This window comes from Pseudomonas sp. FIP_A4 (assembly GCF_036701605.1).
Taxonomy (GTDB): domain Bacteria; phylum Pseudomonadota; class Gammaproteobacteria; order Pseudomonadales; family Pseudomonadaceae; genus Stutzerimonas; species Stutzerimonas phenolilytica.
In genome coordinates, this window is the sequence record NZ_JAYDXP010000116.1 from 98,868 (window position 1) to 124,259 (window position 25,392).

General features: G+C 66.1%; 20 protein-coding genes and 3 tRNA genes. 15 read left to right on the top strand and 8 right to left on the bottom strand.

Annotated elements, in window-relative coordinates:
- The first annotated feature begins 152 nt into the window (after positions 1-152).
- The 4 genes from dapA to U8L64_RS04230 all read left to right on the top strand — a co-directional run bounded on the left by dapA (position 153) and on the right by U8L64_RS04230 (position 3,305).
- Positions 153-1,031, top strand: a complete 879-nt coding sequence (gene dapA, locus U8L64_RS04215; protein ID WP_054094977.1) for a 4-hydroxy-tetrahydrodipicolinate synthase — start codon at positions 153-155, stop codon at positions 1,029-1,031.
- A 17-nt stretch (positions 1,032-1,048) separates the two neighbouring features.
- Positions 1,049-2,146, top strand: a complete 1,098-nt coding sequence (gene bamC / locus U8L64_RS04220; RefSeq protein WP_054094976.1) for an outer membrane protein assembly factor BamC — start codon at positions 1,049-1,051, stop codon at positions 2,144-2,146.
- Positions 2,147-2,237: 91 nt separating this feature from the next.
- On the top strand, positions 2,238-3,107 hold the full coding sequence (locus U8L64_RS04225; protein WP_054094975.1) for a phosphoribosylaminoimidazolesuccinocarboxamide synthase: 870 nt from the start codon (positions 2,238-2,240) through the stop codon (positions 3,105-3,107).
- A gap of 108 nt (positions 3,108-3,215) precedes the next feature.
- Positions 3,216-3,305 (top strand) — tRNA-Ser (locus tag U8L64_RS04230).
- A gap of 126 nt (positions 3,306-3,431) precedes the next feature.
- Here U8L64_RS04230 and U8L64_RS04235 read toward each other — a convergent pair.
- Complete coding sequence (locus U8L64_RS04235; protein WP_077683802.1) at positions 3,432-3,980, bottom strand: cysteine hydrolase family protein; 549 nt, start codon at positions 3,978-3,980, stop codon at positions 3,432-3,434.
- Positions 3,981-4,086: 106 nt separating this feature from the next.
- On the opposite strand from U8L64_RS04235, the gene U8L64_RS04240 reads away from it, so the two are divergent.
- Together U8L64_RS04240 and U8L64_RS04245 are read left to right on the top strand one after the other, a co-directional pair.
- On the top strand, positions 4,087-5,058 hold the full coding sequence (locus tag U8L64_RS04240) for a GlxA family transcriptional regulator (RefSeq protein WP_273527032.1): 972 nt from the start codon (positions 4,087-4,089) through the stop codon (positions 5,056-5,058).
- 51 nt (positions 5,059-5,109) lie between these two features.
- Positions 5,110-7,476 carry a DNA polymerase II gene (locus U8L64_RS04245; protein ID WP_333394293.1) on the top strand — a complete coding sequence of 789 codons (2,367 nt, stop codon included), beginning with the start codon at positions 5,110-5,112 and terminating at the stop codon, positions 7,474-7,476.
- A 40-nt stretch (positions 7,477-7,516) separates the two neighbouring features.
- On the opposite strand, the gene U8L64_RS04250 is transcribed toward U8L64_RS04245, so the two are convergent.
- Genes U8L64_RS04250 through U8L64_RS04265 form a run of 4 tightly spaced genes read right to left on the bottom strand, consistent with a single transcriptional unit; the run spans position 7,517 to position 12,252 of the window.
- Complete coding sequence (locus tag U8L64_RS04250; protein ID WP_333394295.1) at positions 7,517-9,061, bottom strand: phospholipase D family protein; 1,545 nt, start codon at positions 9,059-9,061, stop codon at positions 7,517-7,519.
- Between the two features lie 49 nt (positions 9,062-9,110).
- Positions 9,111-9,455: a YdbL family protein gene (locus U8L64_RS04255; protein ID WP_043297611.1), complete on the bottom strand. Its 345-nt coding sequence runs from the start codon at positions 9,453-9,455 to the stop codon at positions 9,111-9,113.
- A gap of 8 nt (positions 9,456-9,463) precedes the next feature.
- Positions 9,464-9,655, bottom strand: coding sequence for a YnbE family lipoprotein (locus U8L64_RS04260; RefSeq protein WP_008567630.1), 192 nt, complete (start codon positions 9,653-9,655; stop codon positions 9,464-9,466).
- Between the two features lie 35 nt (positions 9,656-9,690).
- Positions 9,691-12,252, bottom strand: coding sequence for a YdbH domain-containing protein (locus tag U8L64_RS04265; RefSeq protein WP_333394299.1), 2,562 nt, complete (start codon positions 12,250-12,252; stop codon positions 9,691-9,693).
- Between the two features lie 548 nt (positions 12,253-12,800).
- On the opposite strand from U8L64_RS04265, the gene U8L64_RS04270 reads away from it, so the two are divergent.
- Together U8L64_RS04270 and rmuC are read left to right on the top strand one after the other, a co-directional pair.
- The gene (locus U8L64_RS04270) at positions 12,801-13,154 is read left to right on the top strand and encodes a tetratricopeptide repeat protein (protein WP_008567628.1); all 354 of its coding nucleotides are present in this window, start codon (positions 12,801-12,803) and stop codon (positions 13,152-13,154) included.
- Between the two features lie 156 nt (positions 13,155-13,310).
- Positions 13,311-14,663: a DNA recombination protein RmuC gene (rmuC, locus tag U8L64_RS04275; RefSeq protein ID WP_442965265.1), complete on the top strand. Its 1,353-nt coding sequence runs from the start codon at positions 13,311-13,313 to the stop codon at positions 14,661-14,663.
- A gap of 6 nt (positions 14,664-14,669) precedes the next feature.
- Here the strand turns inward: rmuC and U8L64_RS04280 are convergent, their stop codons facing one another.
- Both U8L64_RS04280 and U8L64_RS04285 read right to left on the bottom strand, forming a co-directional pair.
- Positions 14,670-15,917, bottom strand: coding sequence for an MgtC/SapB family protein (locus tag U8L64_RS04280; protein ID WP_333394304.1), 1,248 nt, complete (start codon positions 15,915-15,917; stop codon positions 14,670-14,672).
- 73 nt (positions 15,918-15,990) lie between these two features.
- Positions 15,991-19,458, bottom strand: coding sequence for a hybrid sensor histidine kinase/response regulator (locus U8L64_RS04285; protein WP_054095164.1), 3,468 nt, complete (start codon positions 19,456-19,458; stop codon positions 15,991-15,993).
- A gap of 279 nt (positions 19,459-19,737) precedes the next feature.
- Here U8L64_RS04285 and U8L64_RS04290 point away from each other — a divergent pair, with 279 nt between their 5' ends.
- From U8L64_RS04290 to U8L64_RS04305, 4 genes are all read left to right on the top strand, one after another.
- On the top strand, positions 19,738-20,298 hold the full coding sequence (locus U8L64_RS04290) for a GNAT family N-acetyltransferase (RefSeq protein WP_043297616.1): 561 nt from the start codon (positions 19,738-19,740) through the stop codon (positions 20,296-20,298).
- Between the two features lie 175 nt (positions 20,299-20,473).
- Entirely contained in the window at positions 20,474-21,190 is a 717-nt protein-coding gene (locus tag U8L64_RS04295; protein ID WP_043297617.1) for an AzlC family ABC transporter permease, read from the top strand.
- Positions 21,187-21,513 (top strand): AzlD domain-containing protein, encoded by a 327-nt coding sequence (locus tag U8L64_RS04300; RefSeq protein ID WP_008567622.1) that lies wholly within the window; start codon positions 21,187-21,189, stop codon positions 21,511-21,513. The genes U8L64_RS04295 and U8L64_RS04300 overlap by 4 nt, the downstream gene beginning before the upstream one ends.
- A gap of 7 nt (positions 21,514-21,520) precedes the next feature.
- Complete coding sequence (locus U8L64_RS04305; RefSeq protein WP_156715148.1) at positions 21,521-22,882, top strand: MFS transporter; 1,362 nt, start codon at positions 21,521-21,523, stop codon at positions 22,880-22,882.
- A gap of 54 nt (positions 22,883-22,936) precedes the next feature.
- Here U8L64_RS04305 and rdgC read toward each other — a convergent pair whose 3' ends face one another.
- On the bottom strand, positions 22,937-23,857 hold the full coding sequence (rdgC, locus tag U8L64_RS04310) for a recombination-associated protein RdgC (RefSeq protein ID WP_008567620.1): 921 nt from the start codon (positions 23,855-23,857) through the stop codon (positions 22,937-22,939).
- Positions 23,858-24,068: 211 nt separating this feature from the next.
- Here rdgC and U8L64_RS04315 point away from each other — a divergent pair.
- The 3 genes from U8L64_RS04315 to U8L64_RS04325 all read left to right on the top strand — a co-directional run bounded on the left by U8L64_RS04315 (position 24,069) and on the right by U8L64_RS04325 (position 25,252).
- Positions 24,069-24,144: transfer RNA gene (locus U8L64_RS04315), tRNA-Val, on the top strand.
- A gap of 13 nt (positions 24,145-24,157) precedes the next feature.
- A tRNA-Asp gene (locus U8L64_RS04320) sits at positions 24,158-24,234 on the top strand.
- Between the two features lie 259 nt (positions 24,235-24,493).
- Positions 24,494-25,252 carry an FKBP-type peptidyl-prolyl cis-trans isomerase gene (locus U8L64_RS04325; protein WP_167137867.1) on the top strand — a complete coding sequence of 253 codons (759 nt, stop codon included), beginning with the start codon at positions 24,494-24,496 and terminating at the stop codon, positions 25,250-25,252.
- Positions 25,253-25,392 lie beyond the last annotated feature (140 nt).

Consider the following 25,392-nt stretch of genomic DNA (forward strand, 5'->3'; position numbering starts at 1 on the left):
CTGCGTGTGGGAATGTGTCCTGCCGTTGGTGGGCGTGGAAGCGCGGGCTGGCGAGTGCATCCGGTCATTGCGTTCGGACTACGCGGTGTGCTCGCAAAGCGCAATAGAGCCTTGTACCATTACGCCTCTCTTTTTCCGGCAGGAGCGGTTGCATGATTGCGGGCAGTATGGTGGCGCTGGTCACCCCCATGGACGCACAGGGTGGTCTGGATTGGGATAGCCTGAGCAAACTCGTCGACTTCCATTTGCAGGAAGGTACGAATGCAATCGTTGCCGTCGGAACGACCGGTGAATCGGCGACCCTCAGCGTGGCTGAGCATATCGAGGTAATACGTCGCGTCGTTGACCAGGTTGCCGGCCGTATTCCTGTCATCGCCGGCACTGGCGCCAACTCCACCAGCGAGGCCGTCGAGCTGACGGAAAACGCCCGTGCCGCCGGTGCCGATGCCTGCCTGCTGGTCACACCGTATTACAACAAGCCGACCCAGGAAGGCCTGTACCAGCATTTCAAGCACATCGCCGAAGCAGTAGCGATTCCGCAGATTCTCTACAACGTGCCGGGCCGCACCGTGTGCGACATGCTGCCGGAGACGGTCGAGCGTTTGTCCAAGGTGGCGAACATCATCGGCATCAAGGAAGCGACCGGCGATCTCAAGCGCGGCCAGGAAGTACTGGATCGGGTCGGCAAGGATTTTCTGGTGTATTCCGGCGACGATCCTACCGCCGTCGAGCTGATGCTGCTCGGTGGCAAGGGCAACATCTCGGTGACCGCCAACGTGGCACCTCGTGCTATGAGCGATCTCTGTGCCGCGGCGATGGCCGGCGATGCGGTGACGGCCCGCGCCATCAACGAGCGCCTGATGCCTCTGCACCGTGCGTTGTTCCTTGAGTCGAATCCGATTCCGGTGAAGTGGGCGCTGCATGAAATGGGTCTGATGGGCAATGGCATTCGCCTGCCACTGACCTGGCTGAGTGCGTGCTACCAGGAACCGCTACGCCAGGCAATGCGCCAGACCGGCGTGCTGGCTTGAACAACAAAGGAATACGCATGAAGCGACTGGCCGGACTCTCGACCCTAGCCCTGATCATCTCTGCTACCAGCGGCTGCGGCTGGCTGTGGGGCGAAGACGGATATTTCCGCGATCGCGGCAGCGATTATCTTTCAGCGCGCCAGGTCGCGCCGATGCAGGTGCCGGTAGAAGGCCAGATCCGCCCGCTCGATCCGCTGCTGCCGATCCCGAGCCAGGTCGCTGACTCCACGCATACCGGCGAATACGAAGTACCGCGTCCGCAGCGTCTGCAGGTGGCGGCACAGGTCAGCGATTTCAGCATCCAGAGCTCCGAGGACGCCCGCTGGCTGGTCGCCCAGCGCGCGCCAGCCCAGGTGTGGGCGGCGACGCGGCAGTTTTTCGTCCAAAACGGCTTCGACATCGCCGACGAACGTCCGCAGACCGGCGAATTCAGCACCGCTTGGCAACGTGGCGATCAGCTCGATCCAGCCGTCGCGCGCAATCTTGGCCTGCAGGACGATGAAGCGCGGGTGCGCGTGCGTGTCGAGCCCGGCGTGCAGCGCAACACCAGCGAAGTCTACCTGCTCAGCGTGAAGCGCCCACTCGGCAGCAGCGAGGAGATTGCCTGGCCGCAGACCGCCAGCAACCCGGAGCTTGATCGCGTACTGCTGGACGAACTGCATGCCAAGCTGGCCAGCAGCGCCGAGCAGGGCGGCTCCGTGTCGTTGCTCGCCGAACGCGACTTCGACGCGCCCAGCCGTGTCACGCTTAGCGACGACGGTGCAGGTATTCCGGTGCTGCAGCTGGAGACCGACTTCGACCGCGCCTGGTCAAGTGTCGGTCGTGCGCTGCAGGCTGGCGACGTGCGGGTCGATGACCTGGATCGCAGCCTGGGCGTCTATTACGTCAACCTCGCCGAAGGCGCGAAGGACCCACAGGAAAAGCCGGGCTTCTTCGGACGGTTGTTCGGCGGAGAAGACAAGGAAGAGATCGAGGCGCGTGCCGAGCGTTATCAGCTGCGTTTGACTCGCGCAGGCAACAAGGTGCTGGTGACGCTGGACAAGGGTATCGACGCCGTGGCTCCAGCCGATGTGGCGCGCCGCGTACTGTCGCTGATCAAGGACAACCTGGGCTAAAGGAAGCCGGCAGCCCTGTACCGATCCCAATAGGCGAAACTTCGGTTTCGCCTGTTTTGTTTTGACGACCTGCCAACAGCGGAATCTCCCTATGACCACTCCCTCCACCCTGAGCCTGAAGAAGATCTATTCGGGCAAGGTCCGTGATCTCTACGCGATCGATGACAAGCGCATGCTCATGGTCGCCACCGATCGTCTCTCGGCATTCGACGTGATTCTCGCCGAGCCGATTCCCGAAAAGGGCAAGATTCTCACGGCTATTTCCAACTTCTGGTTCGACAAGCTAAAAGACTTAGTGCCCAATCATTTCACCGGCGATCGCGTCGAGGATGTGGTTCCGCCCGCTGAGCTGCCGTTGGTGGAGGGCCGTGCGGTCGTGGCCAAACGCCTGAAGCCGGTTGCGGTGGAAGCCATTGTTCGCGGCTATATCGCCGGCTCCGGCTGGAAGGAATATCAGAAGAGCGGCACCGTCTGCGGTATCCCGCTGCCGACAGGACTCAAGGAGGCGGCCAAACTGCCGCAGCCGATCTTCACGCCTTCGACCAAGGCGGCCGTGGGCGATCATGACGAAAACATCTCCTTCGCCCAATGCGAAGCCATTATCGGCGCAGAGCTGGCCGCACAGGTGCGTGACGTTTCCATCGCGCTCTACAGCGCCGCCGTCGAGTATGCAGCCACCCGCGGCATCATCATCGCGGACACCAAGTTCGAGTTCGGCCTCGACGAAAACGGCACACTGACGCTGATGGACGAGGTACTGACGCCTGACTCCAGTCGCTTCTGGCCAGCCGACAGTTACGCTGAAGGTAGCAATCCGCCGAGCTTCGACAAGCAGTTCGTTCGCGACTGGTTGGAGTCCACCGGCTGGAACAAGGAGCCGCCGGCGCCGGCGCTGCCTGCTGAGGTCGCACGCAAGACCGCGGACAAATACCGCGAGGCCCTGACCCGCCTTACCGCCTGAACGCGTGGCGAATCGGGGTGGCGAATGCGCAAGATGCTGAAAAGTTGAAAAAAATGTCTCCAGCTGGGGTTCGCCAACGGGAACCGAGCTGCTATCATGCGCGCCGCTGGAGAGATGCCGGAGTGGCCGAACGGGACGGATTCGAAATCCGTTGTACCCTCGCGGGTACCTAGGGTTCAAATCCCTATCTCTCCGCCATTATATCGATGCACGAAACCCCTGATTTCTTTGAGGAATCAGGGGTTTCGTGTTTTTGCGTGCTCGATTTACAGTGACGAGATGCGAAGGTCGTCGCGTTCGGGGACGGTCTCTTCCTCGGTCATCTCAAACGAACAGGTATTCGTCGGTCGAGCGGATGGTGGCGTAGGCGAAGCCGAGCGCTGCCATCATAGCGGCGTGGACCTGTGCGGCCGGTACTGTTATGCCGCCGAATTCCAGATCGAGGGTGGCGCAGGCGTCGTGTAGCACGGTGACCGTGTAGCCGAGGTCTGCCGCGGCGCGTACCGCCGCATCGATGCACATGTGGGTCATGGCGCCGACAACGACCAGTTCCCGCACATTTTGCTCATCGAGCAGGCGCTGCAGCGGTGTCTCGCGGAAGGCATTGACATGGTTCTTGACGACGACCGGCTCGCCTTCGCGCGGTGCGACTTCAGGCTGTATCAGCACGCCATTGGTGCCGGGTGTGAACGCTGGTTTTTCGCCGTGGGCAAATTCGTGGCGGACGTGGATGACTGCGATGCCCTTGGCACGGGCATCGTCGATAACCCGCGCGGCGTTGGCGACGGCGGCCTCGATGCCCGTCAGAGGCAGCTTGCCCGTTGCGGTGTATTCGTTCTGCAGGTCGATGACGATAACGGCACGTGTGCTCATGCGGGAATTCCTTTGCGTTCGGGTGAAAAAGGGTTTGGCTATCCTTGGCCAGCGACGGCACGCTGCGAAGTGTCGTGATCGACAACTTGCGGGGTGATAGAGACATATGGCGCAGGAAAACAGCATCGAGATCGGGATATTGCTGTACCCCGGCGCGCAGATGGCGGCCGTGCTCGGGCTGAGCGATCTATTCGCGATTGCCCAGCGCATCGCCGACGAGCAGCCCCTGCCCGGCGCCTTGCTGCGTGTCAGTCATTGGCAGCGACAGGCCGGCGACGATGCGCCGGTGCGCATCCGCGATTCGTTGCCGGGCGGGTGCGGCGCGCCGAAAGTACTGATCCTGCCGCCCAGTCTGGAAGAGCCGCTTTCATCCGAGGCGGCAGCGCCTTACCGGGACTGGCTACGGGCGCAGCATGCGGCGGGCACGACGCTGGCATCGGTGTGCGCCGGCGCCTTCCTGCTTGGCGAAACCGGCTTGCTCGGCGGCCGCACCGTTACCACTCACTGGAACTACGCGCAGCGACTGCTGGCCCGTTTTGCGGACGTTCGGGTGGATGTCGACCAGCTCATCATCGATGCCGATGACATCATCACCGCCGGCGGCATCATGGCCTGGACCGACCTGGGACTGCGCCTGGTGGACCGCTATCTCGGCGCGGCGATCATGATCGACACCGCGCGGATGTTGCTGGTCGATCCGCCGGGGCGCCAGCAGCGCTATTACAGCGCTTTCGCGCCGCGGCTGACGCATGGCGACGACGCCGTGCTCGCCGTGCAGCACTGGCTTGCCGAAACCGACGCCAAGGACGTTGTGCTCGCCGACCTGGCACGCCGCGCCGGGCTGGAGGCCCGCACCTTCCTGCGGCGCTTCCAGAAGGCCACTGGCATGACCACCACCGAATACTGCCAGCGCCTGCGCGTCGGGCGAGCGCGGGAGATGCTGCAGGCCGGCCGCCTGCCCGTCGAGCGGGTCGCCTGGGAGGTCGGTTATGGCGACCCGGGGGCGTTTCGCAAGGTCTTCACGCGTATCGTCGGGCTGACCCCGGGCGAGTATCGCCAGCGCTTTCAGGCCGGCTGATCGCCACGCACTGACGTAGAATTCGCCTTTGCCTGAGCGACCGAGAGACTGATGCCGGATCTACCGCAGGGCTTCATTCTGACCCGGCACTGGCGCGACACCGCCGAGGGCTGCGAGATCAGCTTCTGGCTCGCCACCGATGCCGGCGCGCGACTGGTGCGTGTTCCCAGCCGGCCGGTGGTCGCCTTTATCCCGGCGCACGAGCGCGCACGCGCCGAGGCGCTGCTGCGGCGCGAAGCCGATGTCCAACTGAGCCCGCTGGCGCTGCGCGATTTCCACCAGCGGCCGGTGCTGGGCCTGTATTGCCGACAATACAGGCGCCTGCTCGATTGCGCGCGGCTGCTGCGCGATGCCGGTCTGGATGTGTACGAGGCCGACATCCGCCCGCCGGAGCGCTACCTGATGGAGCGTTTCATCACCGCGCCAGTGTGCTTCAGCGGCAAGCCTGCCGGCGATGAGGGCCTGACCGACGCGCGGCTCAAACCGGCCGCCGACTACCGGCCCCGCTTGCGGCTGGTCTCGCTGGACATCGAAACCAATGCCCGCGGCGATCTCTACTCCATCGCGCTGGAGGGCTGCGGCCAGCGGCAGGTCTACATGCTCGGGCCAGCGAACGGGCCGGACGCCGAAGTGGATTTTCGCCTCGACTACTGCCAGAGCCGCGCCGAGCTGCTCGAGCGCCTGAACGCCTGGCTGGCGACGCACGACCCGGATGCGATCATCGGCTGGAACCTCGTGCAGTTCGACCTGCGTGTGCTGCACGAGCACGCCCAGCGCCTGCAGATTCCGCTGCGCCTGGGCCGCGGCGGGGCGGAAATGGAGTGGCGCGAGCACGGCCAGCGGCGTAACCACTTCTTCGCCGCGGCGGCGGGGCGGCTGCTCATCGACGGCATCGAGGCGCTGCGTTCGGCGACCTGGAGCTTCCCCTCGTTCAGTCTGGAAAACGTCGCCCAGAGCCTGCTCGGCGAGGGCAAGGCGATCGACAACCCCTACCAGCGCATGGCCGAAATCGACCGCATGTTCGCCGAGGACAAGCCGGCCCTGGCCCGCTACAACCTCAAGGACTGCGAGCTGGTCACGCGCATCTTCGCCCATGCCGAACTGCTGGACTTCCTGCTCGAGCGGGCGAGCGTCACCGGCTTGGCGGCTGACCGCAGCGGTGGCTCGGTGGCTGCGTTCGAGCATCTGTACCTGCCGCTGATGCATCGCCAGGGCTTCGTCGCGCCGAACCTCGGCGAGCGCGAGCCGCAAGCCAGCCCGGGCGGCTTCGTGATGGATTCGCGGCCGGGGCTGTACGAATCGGTGCTGGTGCTCGATTACAAGAGCCTGTACCCCTCGATCATCCGCACCTTCCTGATCGATCCGGTCGGACTGATCGAGGGGCTGCGCCAGCCGGCCGACGAGACCTCGGTGCCGGGTTTTCGCGGCGCACGCTTCTCGCGTACCCGGCATTGCCTGCCGGCAATCGTCGAGCGCATCTGGCAGGGGCGCGAGGCGGCCAAGCGTGCGCGCAACAAGCCACTGGCGCAGGCGCTGAAGATCATCATGAACGCCTTCTACGGCGTGCTCGGCTCCAGCGGCTGCCGCTTCTTCGATCCGCGTCTGGCGTCGTCGATCACCCTGCGCGGGCACCAGATCATGCGGCGCACCCGCGAGCTGATCGAGGCGCAGGGCCACACGGTGATCTACGGCGACACCGACTCCACCTTCGTCTGGTTGCGCCGCGCGCATTCCGACGAGGAGGCCGCGCGCATCGGCCGCGCGCTGGTGCAGCAGATCAACGATGACTGGCGCGCCCAGCTGCGTGCGGAGTTCGGCCTGGAGAGCGCGCTGGAGCTGCAGTTCGAGACGCACTTCCGGCGCTTCCTGATGCCGACCATCCGCGGCGCCGAGGAGGGCAGCAAGAAGCGCTACGCCGGCCTCGTCACGCTGCCGGACGGCAGCGACGGTCTGGTCTTCAAGGGGCTGGAAACGGTGCGCACCGATTGGTCGCCGCTGGCCCAGCGTTTCCAGCAGGAGCTGTACCGACGCATCTTTCATCGCCAGCCGTATCGGGACTTCGTGCGCGATTACGTGCAGCGCACGCTGGCGGGCGAATTCGACGAGCTGCTGATCTACCGCAAGCGCCTGCGCCGCCGGCTTGCCGATTACCAGCGCAACGTGCCGCCACATGTGCGCGCGGCGCGCCTGGCCGACGAGTACAACGATCGCCTGGGCCGACCGCGGCAGTATCAGAACGGTGGCTGGATTCGATACGTGATTACCGTCGCCGGCCCCGAGCCGCTGGAAGTCCGCCGTGCCGTGATCGACTACGACCACTACCTGACGCGCCAGCTGCAGCCGGTGGCCGAGGCGATTCTGCCGTTCGTCGGCGATGATTTCTCCGCGCTGATCGACGGGCAGCTCGAGCTGTTCTGAGCGCGCCCGCGTTTGCGCAGGTCGAGCGAACCTCAGTGGTTCACAGCAGCCACTCGATCGGCAGCCAGGACAGCAGCGCCACCGAGGCGCGCCGCCAGAAGCCGGCTTGCGGCTCGCTGTCGTGGCGGACGGTGCTGCCGTTGCGGCGCTCCAGCCAGTAGAGTCGGCCGTCATCGGCCAGGCGCACCTCGTAGGCGCTGGCAGGAATCTGCCCGTCGAACATCGCTTCGATGCGTGCGGCGAGCTGCGGGCTGTCGATGACGAAGCCCAATTCCGTGTTCAAGTGCGCCGAGCGCGGATCGAAGTTGAACGAGCCGACGAAGACCCGCTCGCGATCCACGGCGAAGGTCTTGGCGTGCAGGCTGGAGCCGGAGCTGCCGAACGGGCCGGCCTTGTCTTTCGGCTCGTTGTCATCGGCCAGCCGACGCAGCTCGTAGAGCACGATGCCGGCCTGCAGCAGGTCCTTGCGGCGCTTGGCGTAGCCGGCATGCACGGCGGCGACGTCGGTGGCGTCCAGCGAGTTGGTCAGGATACGCACCTTCACGCCCATGCCCGCCAGCGCGGCGAAGGCCTCGGTACCGGTCGCGGTGGGTACGAAATAGGGCGAGACCAGCTCGACGTCACGGCGCGGCTCGCCGAGGATCTGGCCCAGCTGGTAGGTCAGCAGGCCCTCGCCATCGGCCAGGCCGAGGCCTTTGGCCGGATCGTCGCTGACCATGCGCGTGGTCGCCCATTCGAACGGCAGGTGGCCGGCGAGCAGGTCGCGGATGAACGCGGAATCGCGCAGCGCCTCGATGTAGCGGCCGGCGGCCGGGTCGCGCTCGATGATCGATGCCTGCGCGGACAGCTCGTCCAGGGCCGTCTCGCTTGCCGCGGACAGGATGCCGGTCACCGGGTAGGCGGAGTCGCTGGCCCAGTAGCGGTCGAAATCGCGCGAGACTTCATCGACCACCGGGCCGACCGCCAGTACGTCCAGATCGGCGAAGAGCATGCCCTCGCTGGCGGCGAAATATTCGTCGCCGATATTGCGGCCACCGACGATGGTGGCCTGGTTGTCGCTGGTGAACGACTTGTTGTGCATGCGCCGGTTGGCGCGGGAGAAATCGCTGAGGTAGCCGATGGCCTTCGGCTGGCGCAGCACGAAGGGATTGAACAGCCGCACCTCGATCAGCGGATGCGCATCGAGCGTCGCCAGTCGGTGGTCGAGGCCGCTGGTGCCGTTGTCGTCCAGCAGCAGGCGGACCCTGACGCCGCGGTCGGCGGCATCGTGCAGCGCTTCGAACAGCAGCGTGCCGGTGAGATCGTTGCGCCAGATGTAGTACTGCACGTCGAGCGTGCGCTCGGCGGCGTTGGCCAGCATCGCGCGCGCGGCGAACGCATCGCGCGGGTCGCTCAGCGGATGGATGCCGCTGCGCCCCGGATGTGCAGCGATCAGCGGAGCGAGTGCGCGGCCCAGTGGCGTGTCGGCGGTTTCGGCCGCGCTCGGCGCGCTGGAGTGGGTGCGCCCCTCCAGCGGCGGCAGCGTGCAGCCGGCCAGCAGCAGGCTGCAGAGCAGGGCGAGACGCAGATGCAGGCTGGACGTCATCGGTACGGGCGCCAGCCCCGCCCGCAGGCGGCAGCCCGTGGCCGACCGATCATTTGCGAACCCAGCTGCCGTTCAGCTGGATGATCTGCCCGGGCGGGGTTCTCTCGATGGCCTTCTTGCCGGCGATGGCTTCGACGTCACCAACGCTGACTCCGTTCTGCTTGGCCACGCGGTGGTATTCGGCCCGGCGTGCCTGGTTGATCTGGCTGGCGATCTCCTCGGCATCGCCGCGCGATTCGACCACGCCCAGATATCCGTCGGGCTTCTCGCCAAGCAGGCCGGCGGCCTTGGCGGTTCCCAGCGCCGACATGGCTTCGTTGAGCGTCATGGCGGCAGCCGGCAGCGCCAGACCGAGTGCGAGCAGCAGGCTGGCCAGTTTCAGGTAGGTTTTCATGGCTTTCCTCAGAACAGTCCGCTGTCTTCGTTGATGATCGAATCGAGCTGCTTGTCGACCTTGATGTAGATCTCGTGCTCGATCTTCACGTTCAGGTTGATGTTGATCGGCTCGTTCGGCACGGCCAGCTCCACACGGGGCGTGCAGGCACTGGCGAGCAGGACCAGTGTCAGGAGGATCGGCGGGTGGTGCGCGCGCATGGCGACTTCTCCTGTGGTATCGCGGCTGCCGCGCCTCACTGGAGGCGTTCACGCACCCGCCGTTGAATGGTTTCGCTGACCCGGTCGCTCAGTTGCAGGCTGGTCAGCAGCGCCGGGATGTCCTCTTCGAGATTGATCGAGAAGTTGATCGGCCGGCCGCCTTCCAGGCCCGGATTGCGGCCGTGCAGACGCAGCCCGAGGTTCAGCTTGCCGTTGGCATCATAGCGGACGTCGCTGGCCAACAGATCGTAATGGAAGTCGTGCAGGGCGTCGGCGACGATCTTCATCGCCGGATTGGCCTGGGCGAGGGCATCGATCTTCGGCGACCGGAAGCGCAGCACGCCACCGGGCGCCCGCGCGGCGAGCTGGCCATCGTCGATCACCAGCCCCGCAGGCAGGTAGCGCAGCTGCAGGCTGCCATCGAGGATGCCGCTGCCGCTCAGCCCTTCGGTCGGGTAGGCGGCCAGCAGCGTCGGCAGTTGCAGGCCTTCCAGTCGGGCCTGTAGTGGCTGCGGCTGGCCGGCGAGATCGAGGCTGCCGGGTTGCAGCCACAGGTGGCCATCGAACAGCCGGGTTTCCGCCGTTTGCCAACTGAGCCGGCCCTGCGCCGGTTGCGCGAGGTTGGCCTGGTAGTCGCCACGCAGGCGCAGCGGGCCGAAGTCGAAGCCGGGATTGGCGCGCTGCAGCTGCAGTTCGGGAAGTTCCAGGCGCAGCTGCTCGCGCGCCAGACTCAGGGTGAGCTGCAGATCCAGACCGCTCAGTTCGGTACGGTCGTAGATGCCTGCCAGCCCGTTGCCGCGCAGTGCCAGGCTGGCCGCAAGCGGCGCGTTGCCGGCGGGCACGGTCAGGCGGCCGTCCGCCTGCAGCCGGCCGCTGTCGAGCTGCAGCAGCGTGGGCCAGTCGGCCAGGGTGCCGGCGAGCGGATTGCCGGCGCGCAGAAATACCTCCGGCAGCTTGCCGTCGATCTGCAGCGCGCCGTTCCAGGCCTGCTCTAGCTCGATGTCGAGCGCCAGCCCGGCGGCATTGCCCAGCGCGCCGCTGGCGCGCAGGCGATTGGCGTCGAGGTCGAGCCGACCGTTCCATTGCCAGCCCTGGGCAACCAGCTGCGGCTGTTGCAGGCGTGCCAGTCGCAGACTGGCGGGGCCGTACAGACGTAGTTGCGGGATGGTGTCGGCAGTGGCGCCGAACTGCAGTTGCAGGCCGGCGAGTTCGGCGTCGAGCTGGTGCGCCAGCAGCGTACCGGCGGCCAGTCGCTCGATGTTCAGCCGTGAATTTGCTCCGAGGTTCAGCTCGCTGTGTGCGGCAGCGATGCGCCCGTGCAGGCGCAGGTCGGCCTGCAGGTTGCGCAGATCGAGCGCCGCCTGCGCGAGGTGCGGGCTGCGCAGTTGGAGACGGGCATCCTCTACGACGAGGCCGGGCTCCGCTACGCCGGTCTCGACCTGCAGTTGCGCCTGCAGGGTGGCCGGGCTGGCGCCTTCGCCTTCCAGCCGCAGCTGCAGCGTCAGTGGGGCGCCGGGCTGTGCGTTGCCGGCAGGCGTGATGGCCAGGCGCAGCAGGTCCGGCCGCAGCGTTTCCGGCAGCGTTTGCAGCAGCCGCGCGCCGGGGCGCATCTGCAGATCGGCGGTCAATGAAGTTGGCAGCCAGAGGCCAGCGCTGGCGCGTGCGCCGAGGTCGAGCCGGCCGCGCAGCTCGCCGAGGTCGAGCAGTGGCCAGAACAGTGGCAGATCGGTCGACAGCTGCAGCTCACCGCTCAGCTGGCGCCAGTCGTCCAGGGCAGCGCTCGCCGGTCGCGCCAGCGCCCAGCCGACACCGAGGCGCATGTCGCTGGGCAGCTCGCCGAACGCTGCGGGGTCGTACTCCAGCCAGGTTCCGAGCCATTCCAGCACCCAGGGCGCCTCGGGCAGGCCGCTCAGGGCCAGCGTGCCGCGCCAGTGCTGCTGTGTGTCGTCGCGCGTCGCCTGACTGTCGAGGCTCAGGCGTGGCTGATCGTCGAGCAGCAATCGTGCCTGCGCGCGGATCGCGACGCCCTCGGCCATGGCCTCGATCAGCAGGGTCGCCCGATGATCGCCACGCGACAGCGTCAGCTCGCCACTCAGCGGCAGCAGCTCGGCGCCGGTGCGCTGCAGGCGCAGGCGCGCCTGTTCCTGGCAGGTTCCGCTGGCACAGGGCAGGCGCAGCTGCAGGTCGTGAATGGTCAGCGTGTGCGGCAGCCAGGCGGCCCAGCGGCGCAGTTGCGCAGCGCTCGGCGCAGTGTTCGCTGTCGCCGGAGGGGGGGAGGCAGGCGCTTGCCAGTCCAGTTCGAGCTGGGCGACCTCCAGCGCTTGCGGGGGCAGGCCGCGCAGCAGACCGGCCAAACGCAGCGAAACGCCTTCAGCGTGCAGCGCGAGTCGGCCCCCGCCACTCGTCTGCTGGGCATAGCTCAGGCGTTGCAGCGACAATCCGTCGCGCGCGAGTGCCAGACCCTGCCAGTGCAGGGTTTCGATGCCCTGCGCCCGCGCCAGCTGCTGCCAGCGATGCTGGGCATAGATGAATGCCGCGCCGACCACCAGCAGCAGGCCCAATGACATCCAGAGCCAGCGCTTGCGCCTTCTGCTCATTGCTCCCGATCCGTGCTCGTTCCGACGGCACAGCATAGCCGCAAAAGATGTATGCAATCGTGCCGGCGACGTTGTGCGCCGAGGACCGGGAGGGCGCGGAAAAGTTCCCGCAGGGCGATCTGCCGGAGCCGCGCAAACCCTCGCGCCAAGGCTCTCGCAGCCCTTTACCGCAGACTTGTGCACATTCGCCGGGCAGCTTTGTCAAGCGCTTATGACAAACTGTCGCAAACCCGCGTGCTAGCTGGGATTCAGCGTAACCAATTGAATTTAAAGGATAATTTTTTGTGGTGAAAAAAACGCCAGTTTAACCGCAGGCCCCGAAACACCGGGCTTGCGGAGATTTGTTCGCCGATTGTCCACCGAGTTATCCACAGGTTCTGTGGATGAAAAACAGAATGTGACCTAGATCGTGTTTTGCCGCTTTTGGCAAGACTTCAACTCTTGGCAAAAAGGTGTAGAGTGCGCGCCCTCATCCTCTGCCGCGCCTTCGATCCATGACGATGCGTCCTACCACCGTTCCTTCCGCCGGCTCGCCGCTGCCGGTGCGCATGGCCGTCTGGCTGCTCGACAGCGAGCGTCTGGGGCGCGCCGTTGGCGTCAAACGGATCGCCGGGCGGCTGCTCAAGCAGCCGGCGCGCGAAGGCGTGATCGAGGCGCAGAGCCGCCTGGGGCAGTTGCTCTGCCGGGATTGCGATAGCCAGCGCGACCGACGCATCGGTTTCGAGCTGCTGCGCCAGGCCGCTCGCGCGGGCGACTGCCAGGCTCAGCTGGAGCTGGGACGGCTGTACTGCCAACCGCAGCACCGCGAGCCGGCCAAGGCGCGGCTCTGGCTGGAGCAGGCCGCGGCGCAGGGCTCGCAGGATGCTGCCCGCTGGCTTCAGCGCTTGTCGCAGCGCGCCTGACGGCCGCTCGCTATACTGCCCGGCATTTTGCCGGAGCCCTTCATGTCTCTCGATTCCGATTTCCTGCTGGCCGGGCTGGCGTTCGTTTGCGTCTGCGCGGTGGTCGCTGCGTTCTATCTGCAGCGCCGCTTGTCGGCGGCCGAGGCTGCGCGGGCACTGCTCGACGAGCGGCTGACCCAGGCCGCGCTGGCACAGGAAGGGCTGAGCGCGCAGCTGGAAAGCGTCCGCCTGGAACAGGCCGAGCTGCAGGAGATCAAGGCGGCGCAGCAGGCCGAACTTGCGGCCCTGCGGCGCGAGGCGCAGTGGCTGCAGAGCCGTCATGGCGACGACCGCGACCGGCTCGATGAACTGCAGGTCGAGCGCGACACCCAGCAGGCCGAACTGCTCCGCCTGAGCGCGGCGCATGCGGCGGTTACCGCGGAGCTGCGCGAGCAACAGGCGGCGCATCAGCAGCGCCTGCAGGCCCTGCAGGCGGCGCGCGATGAGCTGCGTTCGCAATTCGCCGAGCTGGCCGGGAAAATCTTCGACGAGCGCGAGCAGCGCTTCGCCGACACCAGCCATGAGCGCCTCGGCCAGTTGCTCGATCCGCTGAAGGAGCGCATCCAGGCGTTCGAGAAACGCGTCGAGGAGAGCTACCAGAGCGAGGCGCGCGAGCGCTTCTCGCTGGCACGCGAGCTGGAGCGTCTGCAACAGCTCAACCAGCGCCTCGGCGACGAGGCGACCAACCTCACCCGTGCGCTGCAAGGGCAGAAGACCCAGGGCAATTGGGGCGAGCTGGTGCTCGAGCGGGTGCTGGAGCACGCCGGGCTGGAGAAGGGCCGCGAATACCATACGCAGGTCAGCCTGAAGAGTGCCGATGGCGAGCGCTTCCAGCCGGACGTGCTGATCCGACTGCCCGGCGACAAGCAGGTGGTGGTCGACGCCAAGGTCAGTCTGACCGCCTACCAGGCGCTGACCTGTGCCGAAGACGAGAACAGCCGGGCGCTGGCGCTCAAGCAGCACGTGCTGTCGCTGCGTAATCACCTCAAGGGTCTTTCGCTCAAGGACTACCAGCGTCTGGAGGGTTTGCAGAGCCTGGATTTCGTGCTGCTGTTCGTGCCGATCGAAGCGGCGTTCGCTGCCGCGCTGCAGGCTGATCCCGACTTGTTCCAGGAAGCGTTCGGACGGCACGTGGTGATCGTCAGCCCGACCACGCTGCTGGCCACGCTGCGGGTCATCGACAGTCTCTGGCGGCAGGAGCGGCAGAATCAGAACGCGCGCGAGATCGCCGAGAAGGCCGGGGCGCTGTACGACAAGTTCACCGCCTTCCTGCAGGATCTGGACGAAGTCGGCAGCCGCCTGCAGCAGCTCGACCGGGCCTATCTCGCCGCGCGCGGCAAGCTCACCGAGGGGCGTGGCAACCTGGTCGGGCGCGCCGAGCAGCTGAAGGCGCTGGGCGCCCGGGCGAGCAAGCGCCTGCCTGGCGACTGGCTGGAGCGTGCCGGGGCTCTCGGCGAGACGGGCGAATAACGCCGCTCACACCAGCATCAGCACCGCCAGACCACAGAGCAGGCCGCCCAGCATCACCGGCACGGTGCGCAGGGCGAGTGCCCGACCGCCGACGAGGGCGATCAGCACGGCCTTGACCAGGCTGTTGCTCAGCGCCGCGAGGAAGATCCCGCGTACGGCGATATGCGCATCGAGGTCGGCCTGCGCGCTGTTGGCGAGGGACAGGGTGATCGCATCCACGTCGCTCATCCCGGAGAGCAGGGCGACCAGGTAGACGCCGATATCGCCCAGCCAACGGCGAGCCCCTTCGACCATCACCAGGATCGCCACCAGCAGCGCAGCGAAGCGCAGTGCCGGGCCGAGCTCGAAGGGGTTCTTCAGTGGCGGCTCGGTGTTGATGTCCGGTTGTTGAGCAGCGCGCAGGTAGTACACCAGCGCGCCGCCGGCATAAATGCCACCCGCCGCCAGCATCGGCGCCAGCAGGGACGGCAGCAACGCCGCGTTGACCACGCCGACCTCCAGCAGCACGCGCGGAAACATCAGCGCCGAGGTGGCCAGCAGCCCGGCCGCCAGCGCGCAGCGCAGCTTGGGGGTATCCAGCCGGGCCAGGGTCAGCGTCATCGCCGTGGACGACACCATACCGCCGAGTATCGCTGTGACCAGCAGGCCGTGGCGGGCGCCGAACAGGCGGATCGCCACGTAGGCGGCGAAGCCGATGCCGGTGATCAGCACCACCATCAGCCAGGTGGTGTACGGATTGAGCGCCTGCCAGGGACCATAGCCCTGGTTGGGCAGCGCCGGCAGCAGCACCACGGAGATGAAAAGCAGCTTCAGTGCGCCACCCAGCTCTGCCTCGTTGAGTTGCTGCAGGGCGCCGTGCAGGCGCGCCTTCAGGCTCAGCAGCAAAGCCACCACGATGGCGAACGAGGCCGCCAGCAGGCGGCTTTCGGCTACCGCCAGGCTGCCGAGCAGGAAGGTCACCAGCAGCGCCACTTCGGTGGTCATGCCGTGGTCGCCGCTGCGTTGCGCGTCGAGCAGGTAGCCGACGATCACCAGCAGGGCAAACATGACGAACAGGGCGATCCACACCGTCGCGCCGAAATGCGTCACGCCCAGCGCCGCTAGTCCGCCGAGCAGGCCGCCGAGGCCGAAGGTGCGCAGCCCGGCGACCAGTTCGCCACCAGCCTGCTGGCGATTGTTCCAGTCGCGTTCGGTGCCGATCAGCAGGCCGACACCCAGTGCGGTGGCGAGGTTGAGTAGAAGTTCGGAGTTCATGGCTACCTGGCCGTTGCAGCAAACGGCCATCAGTGTAACCGCGGCGGCCGGCGAGAGCTGCCCGCGCGCGGCCTCAGTTAAGCGTGAGGTGACGGCTCATCAGCGCACGCAGGGCAGCGGGCTTCACCGGTTTGGCGAGGAAATCCAGGCCGCTGGCGTGGATTTCCGCCACCAGTTCGGGGCGTGCGTCGGCGCTGATCACCACGCCCGGTATCGGCTCGCCGAGGCGGGTGCGCAGCCAGGCCATCAGCTCGGTGCCGGTCTGGCCGTGATCGAGGTGATAGTCGACCAGCACCAGCTGCGGACGCACATCCTCTGCCAGCAGGCTTTCGCATTCGGCGCGGTCACGCGCGGTCCAGACCTGGCAGCCCCAGCGCGTGAGCAGGCTGTTCATGCCGATCAGGATGCTGTCCTCGTTGTCGATGCACAACACCTGGGTGCCGGTCAGCGCGGTGTGCTGGACGTCGCGCGGTCCTTTCACCTGGCGTGGCTTGGCGTTCTGGGCGATCGGCACGGTCACGCTGAACACGCTGCCCACGCCCGGCCAAGAGCGGACCTCCAGCGGATGGTGCAGTACCTGGCACAGGCCGTCGGCGATCGCCAGCCCCAGGCCCAGGCCTTTCTCGGCGCGGGTCTGGTGGCTGTCCAGACGCTTGAACTCCTCGAAGATCACCTTCAGTTTGTCTTTCGGAATGCCCGGGCCGCGATCCCATACCTCCAGACGCAGGTGCTTGCCCTGGCGACGCACGCCGAGCACCACGCGGCCCTTGGCGTAGCGGAAGGCGTTGGTCAGGAAGTTCTGCAACACCCGGCGCAGCAGGCGGATGTCGCTGTCGATGCGCAGCCGGCTCCCGTGTACACGGAAATCCACGCCCTGTTCGCGCGCCAGCACCGTGAATTCGGTGGTCAGCGTGTCGAACAGCGAGGCGAGTGGGAACGCGTTGCGGTCCGGCATGATTCGCCCGCCTTCCAGACGCGAGATGTCCAGCAGGTCGGTGATCAGGTCCTCGGCCGAGCGCAGCGAGCTGTCGAGGTGGCGCACCAGCTCCTGAGCCTCTTCCGGCAGGGCGTTCTGCTGGTGGGAGAGGGCAGCGGAGAACAGTCGCGCGGCGTTGAGCGGCTGCATCAGGTCGTGGCTGACGGCGGCGAGGAAGCGCGTCTTCGATTGGTTGGCCGCCTCCGCGGTGCTCTTGGCCTCGATCAGCGCCTGGTTGAGCTGCGACAGCTCCTGCGTGCGCTCGCTGACGCGCTGTTCCAGACCCTCGTTGGCGTCCTTCAGCGCGCGCTCGGCCTCGCGGTAGGCGGTGATGTCCGAGAAGCTCATGACGAAACCGCCGCCGGGCATCGGGTTGCCGATCAGTTCGACCACCCGGCCGTTGGGGAACAGCCGTTCGGAGGTATGCGCGCGGCCCTGACGCATCCAGTACAGGCGCTTGGCGACATGGGTGTCGGGGTCGCCCGGGCCGCACAGGCCGCGTTCGGCGTTGTAGCGGATGATGTCGGCGATGGGCCGGCCGATGTACACCAGTCCGTCCGGATACTCGAACAGCTCGAGGTAGCGGTGGTTCCAGGCCACCAGTCGCAGCGACTGGTCGACCACGCTGATGCCCTGGGTGATGTTCTCGATCGCGCCCTGCAGCAGCGCGCGGTTGAACTGCAGCACTTCCGAGGCTTCGCCGACGATGCGCACCACGTCGTCGACCTGCATGTCGCGGCCTTCCAGCGCGGCTTTGACCACCGCGCGGGTGGAGGAGGCGCCGAGCACGCCGGCGAGCAGCCGCTCGGTGTGCGCGATCCACTGGCCGTCGGCCTGCTGGCGGCGCGAGAGGTCCTGGCCATGACGCCGGGCGAAGCGCTGAAAGCTGCTTTCGGCACGTTCAGCGCCGACGAAGCGCGAGGCGAGCGTCAGCAGGTCCTCGACCTGCACGGCGAGCAGGCGCCGGTTGCTGCTCGGCGAGGTGACCTCCTGGCCGATGAAGCGCCCCGCCTGCCAGTGCTCGGCGACGCGGGTCTGGGTGAGGATCGAGACCCAGAAGAACAGGGTCGCGTTACCCATCAGCGACAGCGTGACGCCCAGCGTCAGCGGGCTGATGTCGAAGCCGATGGAGCCGCTGTACATCCATACCAGCCCCGGGAACATCTCCAGCGGCCAGCCGAGCAGCGGCAGGATCAGCGTGTAGAACCAGATCGCCGCGCCCGCGGCGAGGCCGGCGAACACGCCGCGACGGTTGGCCTGTTTCCAGTACAGCGCGCCGACCATCGCCGGTGCCAGCTGGGTGATGGCGGCGAAGGCGATCTGGCCGATGGTGGCGAGGCTGGCGTTGGGGCCGAGCAGGCGATAGCTGACGTAAGCCAGCAGCAGGATGGCGACGATGCTGATGCGACGCACCGACAGCATCCAATGGCGGAAGGCCTCGAACGGCTGTTCGGTTTCCTGGCGGCGCAGCAGCCAGGGCAGCAGCATGTCGTTGGAGACCATCGTCGACAGGGCCACGCTGGCGACGATCACCATGCCGGTGGCGGCCGAGGCGCCACCGATGAAGGCCAGCAGGGCAAGCCCGGGATGCGCCTCGGCCAGCGGCAGACTGATGACGAAGGAATCCGGCGAGATGCCGGCGGGCAGCAGCACCTGTCCGGCCAGGGCGATCGGCACGACGAACACCGCTGCCAGTATCAGATAGATGGGAAACACCCAGCGCGCCAGTCGGAAGTCGCGCGGCTCGATGTTCTCCACCACCGCGACGTGAAACTGCCGCGGCAGGCAGACGATGGCCATCATCGCCACGGCGGTCTGCACCAGCATCGACGGCCAGTTGACCGTCTCGGCCCAGTAATCGGCCAGCTCGGCCGAGTCGTGGGCGTGGTTGAACAGGTCGCCGAAGCCGTTGAACAGGCCGAAGGTGACGAAGACGCCGACCGCCAGGAACGCCAGCAGTTTGACCAGCGATTCAAAGGCAATCGCCAGCACCATGCCGCGGTGATGCTCGGTGACGTCCAGGTTGCGCGTGCCGAAGAGGATGGTGAACAGCGCCAGCGCGATGGAAACGATCAGCGCCGTGTCGCTGGTACCGGTGCCGGTGGCATCGATGTTGGTGCCGATCAGCAGGTTGACGCCGAGCACGATGCCTTTGAGCTGCAGCGCAATGTAGGGCACCACGCCGACCAGGCAGAACAGCGTGACGACGACGGCCAGCAGCTGCGACTTGCCGTAGCGGGCGGCGATGAAATCGGCGATCGAGGTGATGTTCTCCTGCTTGCTGATCACGATCATCTTCTGAATCACGTGAGGGGCGAACAGCAGCAGCAGGATCGGGCCCAGGTAGATCGGCAGAAACGCCCACAGCTGCTCGGCGGCCTGGCCGACTGCGCCAAAGAAGGTCCAGCTGGTGCAGTACACCGCCAGCGAGAGGCTGTAGACCCAGGCGCGCAGACGCGGCGACATCGACGACTCGCGCTTGCGATCGCCGTAGAAGGCGATGGCGAACAGAATGGTCATGTAGATGAGGGCGACCAGTGCGATCAGCCCGCCAGACAGGGTCATGCCAGCTCCGAACGATGAAGTAGCGACAGGCCAGCGGGGCGGCGACGGCAATCGTGCCGAACGCTCAAGACCGGGGGCTGCCGGGTTGTCAGTATGATGAATCGGCGCAGTTTCGCAGCATTCGTGCAGCCCGTGTCGCAGCGTGCGACCAAGGTCGCATGGGGTTGGCACGGCCCTGGCGGCAGCATCGCCGGCGGCTCTGCGTGGTGCACTTGGCGTCGCGTCGCTGTCTGAATCTGGCTGGCATCGACCAGCCTGTCCACTACCGGGAGATCATGCATGTTCACGCCGCGTCCGCTCATGCTCCAACGCGGAGCCTTGCGCCTGGAGCCGATGGTCGAAGCCGACATCCCACAGCTGGTGTCGCTGGCCGAAGCGAATCGCGACGAGCTGATTTACATGAACGGGCCGTTGCGCCCGGATTGGTATCGCCTCGCGCTGGCCGAGCAGCGCGAGGAGCGCGCCGTGGTGTTCACCGTGCGGCTGGCCGAACGCATCGTCGGCACCACCCGCTTCGCCGACTTCATGCCCAGCCTGCCGGCCGCCGAACTCGGCTGGACCTGGCTCGACCGTGCCGAGCACGGTAGCGGCCTGAATGCTTCGGTCAAGGCGCTGCTGCTGCGTCACGCGTTCGAGGACTGGCAGCTGGTACGCCTGCAACTGAAGACGGCCGCGCGCAACCTGCGCTCGCAGCGTGCCATCGAGAAGCTCGGCGCGCAGCGCGAAGGGCTGCTGCGCAATCATCGGCGGCTAGCCGACGGCCGGCTCGACGACACGGTGCTGTACAGCATCACCGATCAGGAATGGCCGGCGCTCAAGGCGCAAATGACAGCCGGCTGATTTGCCTTCCGCGTGGCGCGTGCAGGCCGTCGCCCCTGCGGCGGACTTTGCGGTAAGGTTCGTCCTTTGCCGGGCCGTCGCTCCGGTCATTCAACTGTCCCGACTGTCCGTTACGCTCGCCCGACCGGCGCAGCGTCGCTGCAGTCGTTGTGCCTTGTCATCGTCAGGAGATTCGATGTCGCGTTCGCAAGAGTTCCTCCACGGTTGTCGCGATATCCTGCCGCTGGTGCTCGGTGCGATCCCCTTCGGCATCATCTTCGGCACCCTGTCCATCGCCGCGGGCCTGTCGTTCTGGCAGACGCTCGGCATGTCGGCGCTGGTGTTCGCCGGCTCGGCACAGTTCATCGCCGTGACCCTGATCAGCGGCGGCGTGGGCGCGGCGGTGGTGTTGCTGACCACCTTCGTGGTGAACCTGCGCCATGCACTCTACAGCGCGGCACTGCAGCCGTTCGTACGCCACCTGTCGGGCCGCTGGCGCGCGCCGCTGGCCTTCCTGCTGACCGATGAGGCGTTCGCCGTGGTGCAGCAGCGCTATGCCCGCGACGATGCCTCGCCGCACAAGCACTGGTTCTTCCTCGGCGCGGCGCTGACGATGTTCATCAACTGGCAGCTGTCGACCCTGGTCGGCGTACTGTTCGGCCAGGCGGTGCCGGATGTGGCGAGCTGGGGGCTGGATTTCGCGATGATCGCTACCTTCATCGGCATCGCTGTGCCGATGATGACCACCCGCCCGCAAGTGGCCTCGGCAGTGTGCGCCGGCATCGTCGCGCTGCTGACCTGGGAGCTGCCGTACAAGCTCGGGCTGATCGCCGCCGCGCTGGCGGGCATCGTCGTCGGCGTCTGGCTGGAGCAGCGCGCCGAAGCGGCCGCGCGTGCCCGGGGGGAACTATGAATACCTGGCTGCTCATCTTCGGCATGCTCGCCATCACCTTCCTGACGCGCTATGCCTTCTTCGCCTGGCCGAACCTGCGTTTCCCACGGCTGGTGGAGCAGGGGCTGCACTATGTGCCGGTGGCGGTGCTGACGGCCATCGTCGTGCCCGGCATGCTGCTGCCCGAAGGCGAGTGGGCGTTGCACTGGCGCAACGCCTACCTGCTGGCCGGTGTGCTGGCGATCGCGATTGCGGTGCTGACGCGCAACCTGTTGGCGACCATCGCCGGCGGGCTGCTGTGCTTCTTCCTGCTGCGCTGGGCTTTCGGCCAGCTGACCCTGTGAGCCGGCGATGAGCATGCATTCGCAATTCACTCTGCTCGGCAAGCGGCGTTTCCTGCCGTTCTTCCTGACGCAGCTGCTCGGCGCGTTCAACGACAACGTGTTCAAGCAGGCGCTGGTTCTGGCGATTCTGTTCCGCCTCGCCGGCGGCGCGGACAAGAGCTTGCTGGTCAATCTCTGCGCGTTGCTGTTCATCCTGCCGTTCTTTCTGTTCTCCGCGCTGGGCGGGCAGTTCGGCGAGAAGTTCGAGAAGGCCTGGCTGATTCGCCGCATCAAGTTCGCCGAGATTCCGATCATGCTCGCCGGCGCCTGCGGCCTGCTGCTGGGCAATCTGCCGTTGCTGCTGCTGGTGCTGTTCTGCATGGGCACGCAGTCGGCGCTGTTCGGTCCGGTGAAGTACTCGATCCTGCCGCAGCAGCTCGATGACGACGAGCTGGTGGGCGGCAACGCCCTGGTGGAGATGGGAACCTTCCTGGCGATTCTCGGCGGCACGCTCTGCGCAGGGCTGCTGATGGCCAACGAGCATTACGTCGCTCTGGTGTCGTTCAGTGTGGTGGCCCTGGCGCTGGCGGGCTATCTCGCCAGCCTCGGCATTCCGCGGACCGCGGCGGCGCTGCCGCAGTTGAAGCTCGACTGGAACGTGCTGCGCCAGTCATGGCGGGTGATGCGTCTGGGGCTCGGCCAGCAGCGCGCGGTTTCGCACGCCATGCTCGGCAATTCCTGGTTCTGGTTCCTCGGCGCGACCTATCTGACGCAGATTCCGGCGTTCGCCAAGGAGCTGCTGCACGGTGACGAAAGCGTGGTGACGCTGATCCTCACGCTGTTTTCGGTGGGCATCGCGCTGGGTTCGCTGTTGTGCGAGCGGCTGTCGCGGCATCACGTCGAGCTTGGCCTGGTGCCCTTCGGCGCGCTGGGTCTGAGCCTGTGCGGATTATTGCTGTGGTGGCACGCGGCGGCGTTTCCGGCGGTCGCTGGCACGCAGGATTGGCTGACGCTGTTGGACGAGCCGCTGGCCTGGCTGATCCTGGCGGACATTCTCGGGCTGGGCATGTTCGGCGGGCTGTACATCGTGCCGCTGTATGCGCTGATCCAGTCGCGCAGCGTGGCTCACGAGCGCTCTCGGGTGGTGGCGGCGAACAACATCCTCAATGCGCTGTTCATGGTCGCGTCGGCGCTGGTGGCCATCGTGCTGCTGGTGCTGTTGCAACTGACGATTCCGCAGCTGTTTCTCGTCGTTTCGCTGCTGAGCCTCGCGGTGACCGGCGCGCTGTTCCTGTCGGTGCCGGAGTTCATCGAGCGGTTTCTGCTATGGCTGCTGGGCACGCGCCGGGGTGGCGCGTTGGCGCTGCGCTTGCGCGTGCGCCGAGGCTAGAGCGGGCGGGAACTGCCGCTGTCGGCCAGCGGCGCCCCGTCCGCGCGGGGCGGTTCAGATGCCCTGCGGAATCTCTTCGCCGCCGAGTGCCTCGAACAGTGCCGGGAGGAACTCGCGGAAGGTCATCATCATCAGCAGGAAGCTGGCGTCCTGCTGGGCCAGGGCGTCGTCGCCGCCATCCTGTTCGGCCTGATCCTGCAGCAGTTCCTCGAAGCGCAGGCGCTTGATCACCGTCTTGTCGTCGAGCACGAAGGACAGCTTGTCCTGCCAGGCCAGCGCCAGCTGGGTCACCTGCTTGCCGGCCTCCAGGTGTTGCTGGATCTCGTCGCTGGTAAGGTCCTGACGCTTGCAGCGCACCGTGCCGCCATCCTCGTGGGTGTCGCGCAGCTCGCATTCGTCCAGCACGAAGAAGTCATCCGCAGCCTTCTGCGCTTTTACCCATTCGGTAAGCGTGGCGCTGGGCGCGATTTTCACCGTCAGCGGGCGCACCGGCAGCGAGCCGATGGCTTCGCGAAGGGTCGACAGCAGGTCCTCGGCTTTCTTCGGGCTTGCGGAGTTCACCAGGATCAAGCCGCGCTCGGCGTCGATCGCCGCGAAGGTGCCGGACTTGCGGATGAAGGCGCGCGGCAGGAAGGTTTGGATGATCTCGTCCTTTATCTGGTCGCGCTCCTTCTTGTAGACCTTGCGCATCTGCTCGGCTTCGATCTCGTCGACCTTCTCCTTCAGCGCGTCCTTGACCACGCTGCCCGGCAGGATGCGTTCCTCCTTACGCGTGGCGATCAGCAGGAAACCCTGGCTGGCATGCACCAGCGGGGCATCCTCGCCCTTGCCGAACGGCGCGACGAAGCCATAGGTACTCAGTTCCTGGCTGGCGCAGGGGCGGGCAGGCTTGGCGGCGAGTGCGGTTTCGAGTGTCTCGGGATCGAAAGGAACATTCTGGGTGAGACGGTAGACGAGCAGGTTGCGAAACCACATGGCAGGGTGACTCTCCGAAAGCAAAGCGCGCATTATTCCTCCCCGCGGATCACAGGCCAACCCTGTCGGTCGGCCCGGCCTGTACAAAAGAGAATTACGGCAGCAAACCTAGGCTTTTCCTAAGTCTTTGGAACGCCTGCAATTTTTTTTTCATAAGGGGCTTGCCAAGGATCGGATGCCTCTCTAGAATGCGCCCCACTTCGAGAGCAAAGGGTGATTAGCTCAGCCGGGAGAGCATCTGCCTTACAAGCAGAGGGTCGGCGGTTCGATCCCGTCATCACCCACCACTCGAGGTTAAGCGCAGCGGTAGTTCAGTCGGTTAGAATACCGGCCTGTCACGCCGGGGGTCGCGGGTTCGAGTCCCGTCCGCTGCGCCATATTCGCTTCATGGGTCCACTGAACGCCCGGAAGCATCGAAAGAAGCGGCCTTGATGGCCGCTTTTTTTATGTCCGCCGTTTGCTCAGCGAGCACAGCCCGCCGCCGTGATCTCTTCTGCATCGATGCTGATGCCCGCGTCTCTCTTTGCACTCTCTTTACTATCCCGGCCAGGGTGCGCGGTAGCCAGTGTTTGCGCGCGCCTGCTAAGCTCGACGTCTTTTCGGGGCCTGTCCCTGCCAGAGTAAAAAGGAAACAGCATGAGACTGAGACATCATCGTTTGGCATCAGCGGTCGCCCTGGTTGGCCTGGTATTGGCCGGCTGCGACTCGCAGACCAGTGTCAAGCTGGAAACTCCTGCGCAGAAGGCGTCCTACGGGATCGGCCTGAATATGGGCAAGAGCCTGGCGCAGGAGGGAATGGATGATCTCGACTCGCAGGCAGTGGCGCAGGGCATCGAAGATGCCATCGGCAAGCAGGAGCAGAAGCTGACCGACGAGCAGCTGATGGAGGCGTTTGCCTTCCTGCAGAAGCGTTCGGAAGAGCGCATGGCTGAAATGAACGCCAAGGCGGTCGAGTCCGGCAAGAAATTCCTCGAGGAAAATGCCAAGCGCGAAGGCGTGAAGACCACCGAGTCCGGCTTGCAGTACGAAGTGATCAAGGCTTCCGAGGGTGCGCAGCCGACGGCCGACGACATCGTCACCGTGCATTACGAGGGCAGCCTGACCGACGGCACCGTGTTCGATAGCTCGATCAAGCGTGGCAGCCCGATCGATCTGCCGGTCGGCGGCGTGATTCCGGGCTGGGTCGAAGGCCTGCAGCTGATGCACGTCGGCGAGAAGTACAAGCTCTACATCCCGAGCGAGCTGGCTTACGGCGAGCAGAGCCCCAGCCCGCTGATTCCGGCCAACTCGGTACTGGTCTTCGAGCTAGAACTGCTCGGGATCAAGGGTGATGACGCGGCATCGGCGGCCGAAGAGGCTCCCGCTGGTGCGGCGGATGCTGCCAGCAAAGAGTGATCGCAACAGCCATCCCTCTGGAACGCCCCCCTCGTGGGGCGTTTCTGTTTGTGCCGCATGCTTGCGTCGATCGAATGTCGTTCGGTTGATTGATCGATATGCAGATTCCGTGGTCTGTGTCCTGGTCGTCGCCGTTCCTG

Coding starts and splice junctions, on each gene's coding strand:
- U8L64_RS04300 (WP_008567622.1), top strand. CDS start 21,187: ATGAATACCTGGCTGCTCATCTTCGGCATGCTCGCCATCACCTTCCTG.
- bamC (WP_054094976.1), top strand. CDS start 1,049: ATGAAGCGACTGGCCGGACTCTCGACCCTAGCCCTGATCATCTCTGCT.
- U8L64_RS04255 (WP_043297611.1), bottom strand. CDS start 9,455: ATGAAAACCTACCTGAAACTGGCCAGCCTGCTGCTCGCACTCGGTCTG.
- U8L64_RS04270 (WP_008567628.1), top strand. CDS start 12,801: ATGGCCGTCTGGCTGCTCGACAGCGAGCGTCTGGGGCGCGCCGTTGGC.
- U8L64_RS04285 (WP_054095164.1), bottom strand. CDS start 19,458: ATGACCCTGTCTGGCGGGCTGATCGCACTGGTCGCCCTCATCTACATG.
- U8L64_RS04290 (WP_043297616.1), top strand. CDS start 19,738: ATGTTCACGCCGCGTCCGCTCATGCTCCAACGCGGAGCCTTGCGCCTG.
- U8L64_RS04280 (WP_333394304.1), bottom strand. CDS start 15,917: ATGAACTCCGAACTTCTACTCAACCTCGCCACCGCACTGGGTGTCGGC.
- U8L64_RS04260 (WP_008567630.1), bottom strand. CDS start 9,655: ATGCGCGCGCACCACCCGCCGATCCTCCTGACACTGGTCCTGCTCGCC.
- U8L64_RS04240 (WP_273527032.1), top strand. CDS start 4,087: ATGGCGCAGGAAAACAGCATCGAGATCGGGATATTGCTGTACCCCGGC.
- U8L64_RS04295 (WP_043297617.1), top strand. CDS start 20,474: ATGTCGCGTTCGCAAGAGTTCCTCCACGGTTGTCGCGATATCCTGCCG.
- U8L64_RS04225 (WP_054094975.1), top strand. CDS start 2,238: ATGACCACTCCCTCCACCCTGAGCCTGAAGAAGATCTATTCGGGCAAG.
- U8L64_RS04245 (WP_333394293.1), top strand. CDS start 5,110: ATGCCGGATCTACCGCAGGGCTTCATTCTGACCCGGCACTGGCGCGAC.
- U8L64_RS04305 (WP_156715148.1), top strand. CDS start 21,521: ATGAGCATGCATTCGCAATTCACTCTGCTCGGCAAGCGGCGTTTCCTG.
- U8L64_RS04265 (WP_333394299.1), bottom strand. CDS start 12,252: ATGAGCAGAAGGCGCAAGCGCTGGCTCTGGATGTCATTGGGCCTGCTG.
- U8L64_RS04250 (WP_333394295.1), bottom strand. CDS start 9,061: ATGACGTCCAGCCTGCATCTGCGTCTCGCCCTGCTCTGCAGCCTGCTG.
- dapA (WP_054094977.1), top strand. CDS start 153: ATGATTGCGGGCAGTATGGTGGCGCTGGTCACCCCCATGGACGCACAG.
- rdgC (WP_008567620.1), bottom strand. CDS start 23,857: ATGTGGTTTCGCAACCTGCTCGTCTACCGTCTCACCCAGAATGTTCCT.
- U8L64_RS04235 (WP_077683802.1), bottom strand. CDS start 3,980: ATGAGCACACGTGCCGTTATCGTCATCGACCTGCAGAACGAATACACC.
- U8L64_RS04325 (WP_167137867.1), top strand. CDS start 24,494: ATGAGACTGAGACATCATCGTTTGGCATCAGCGGTCGCCCTGGTTGGC.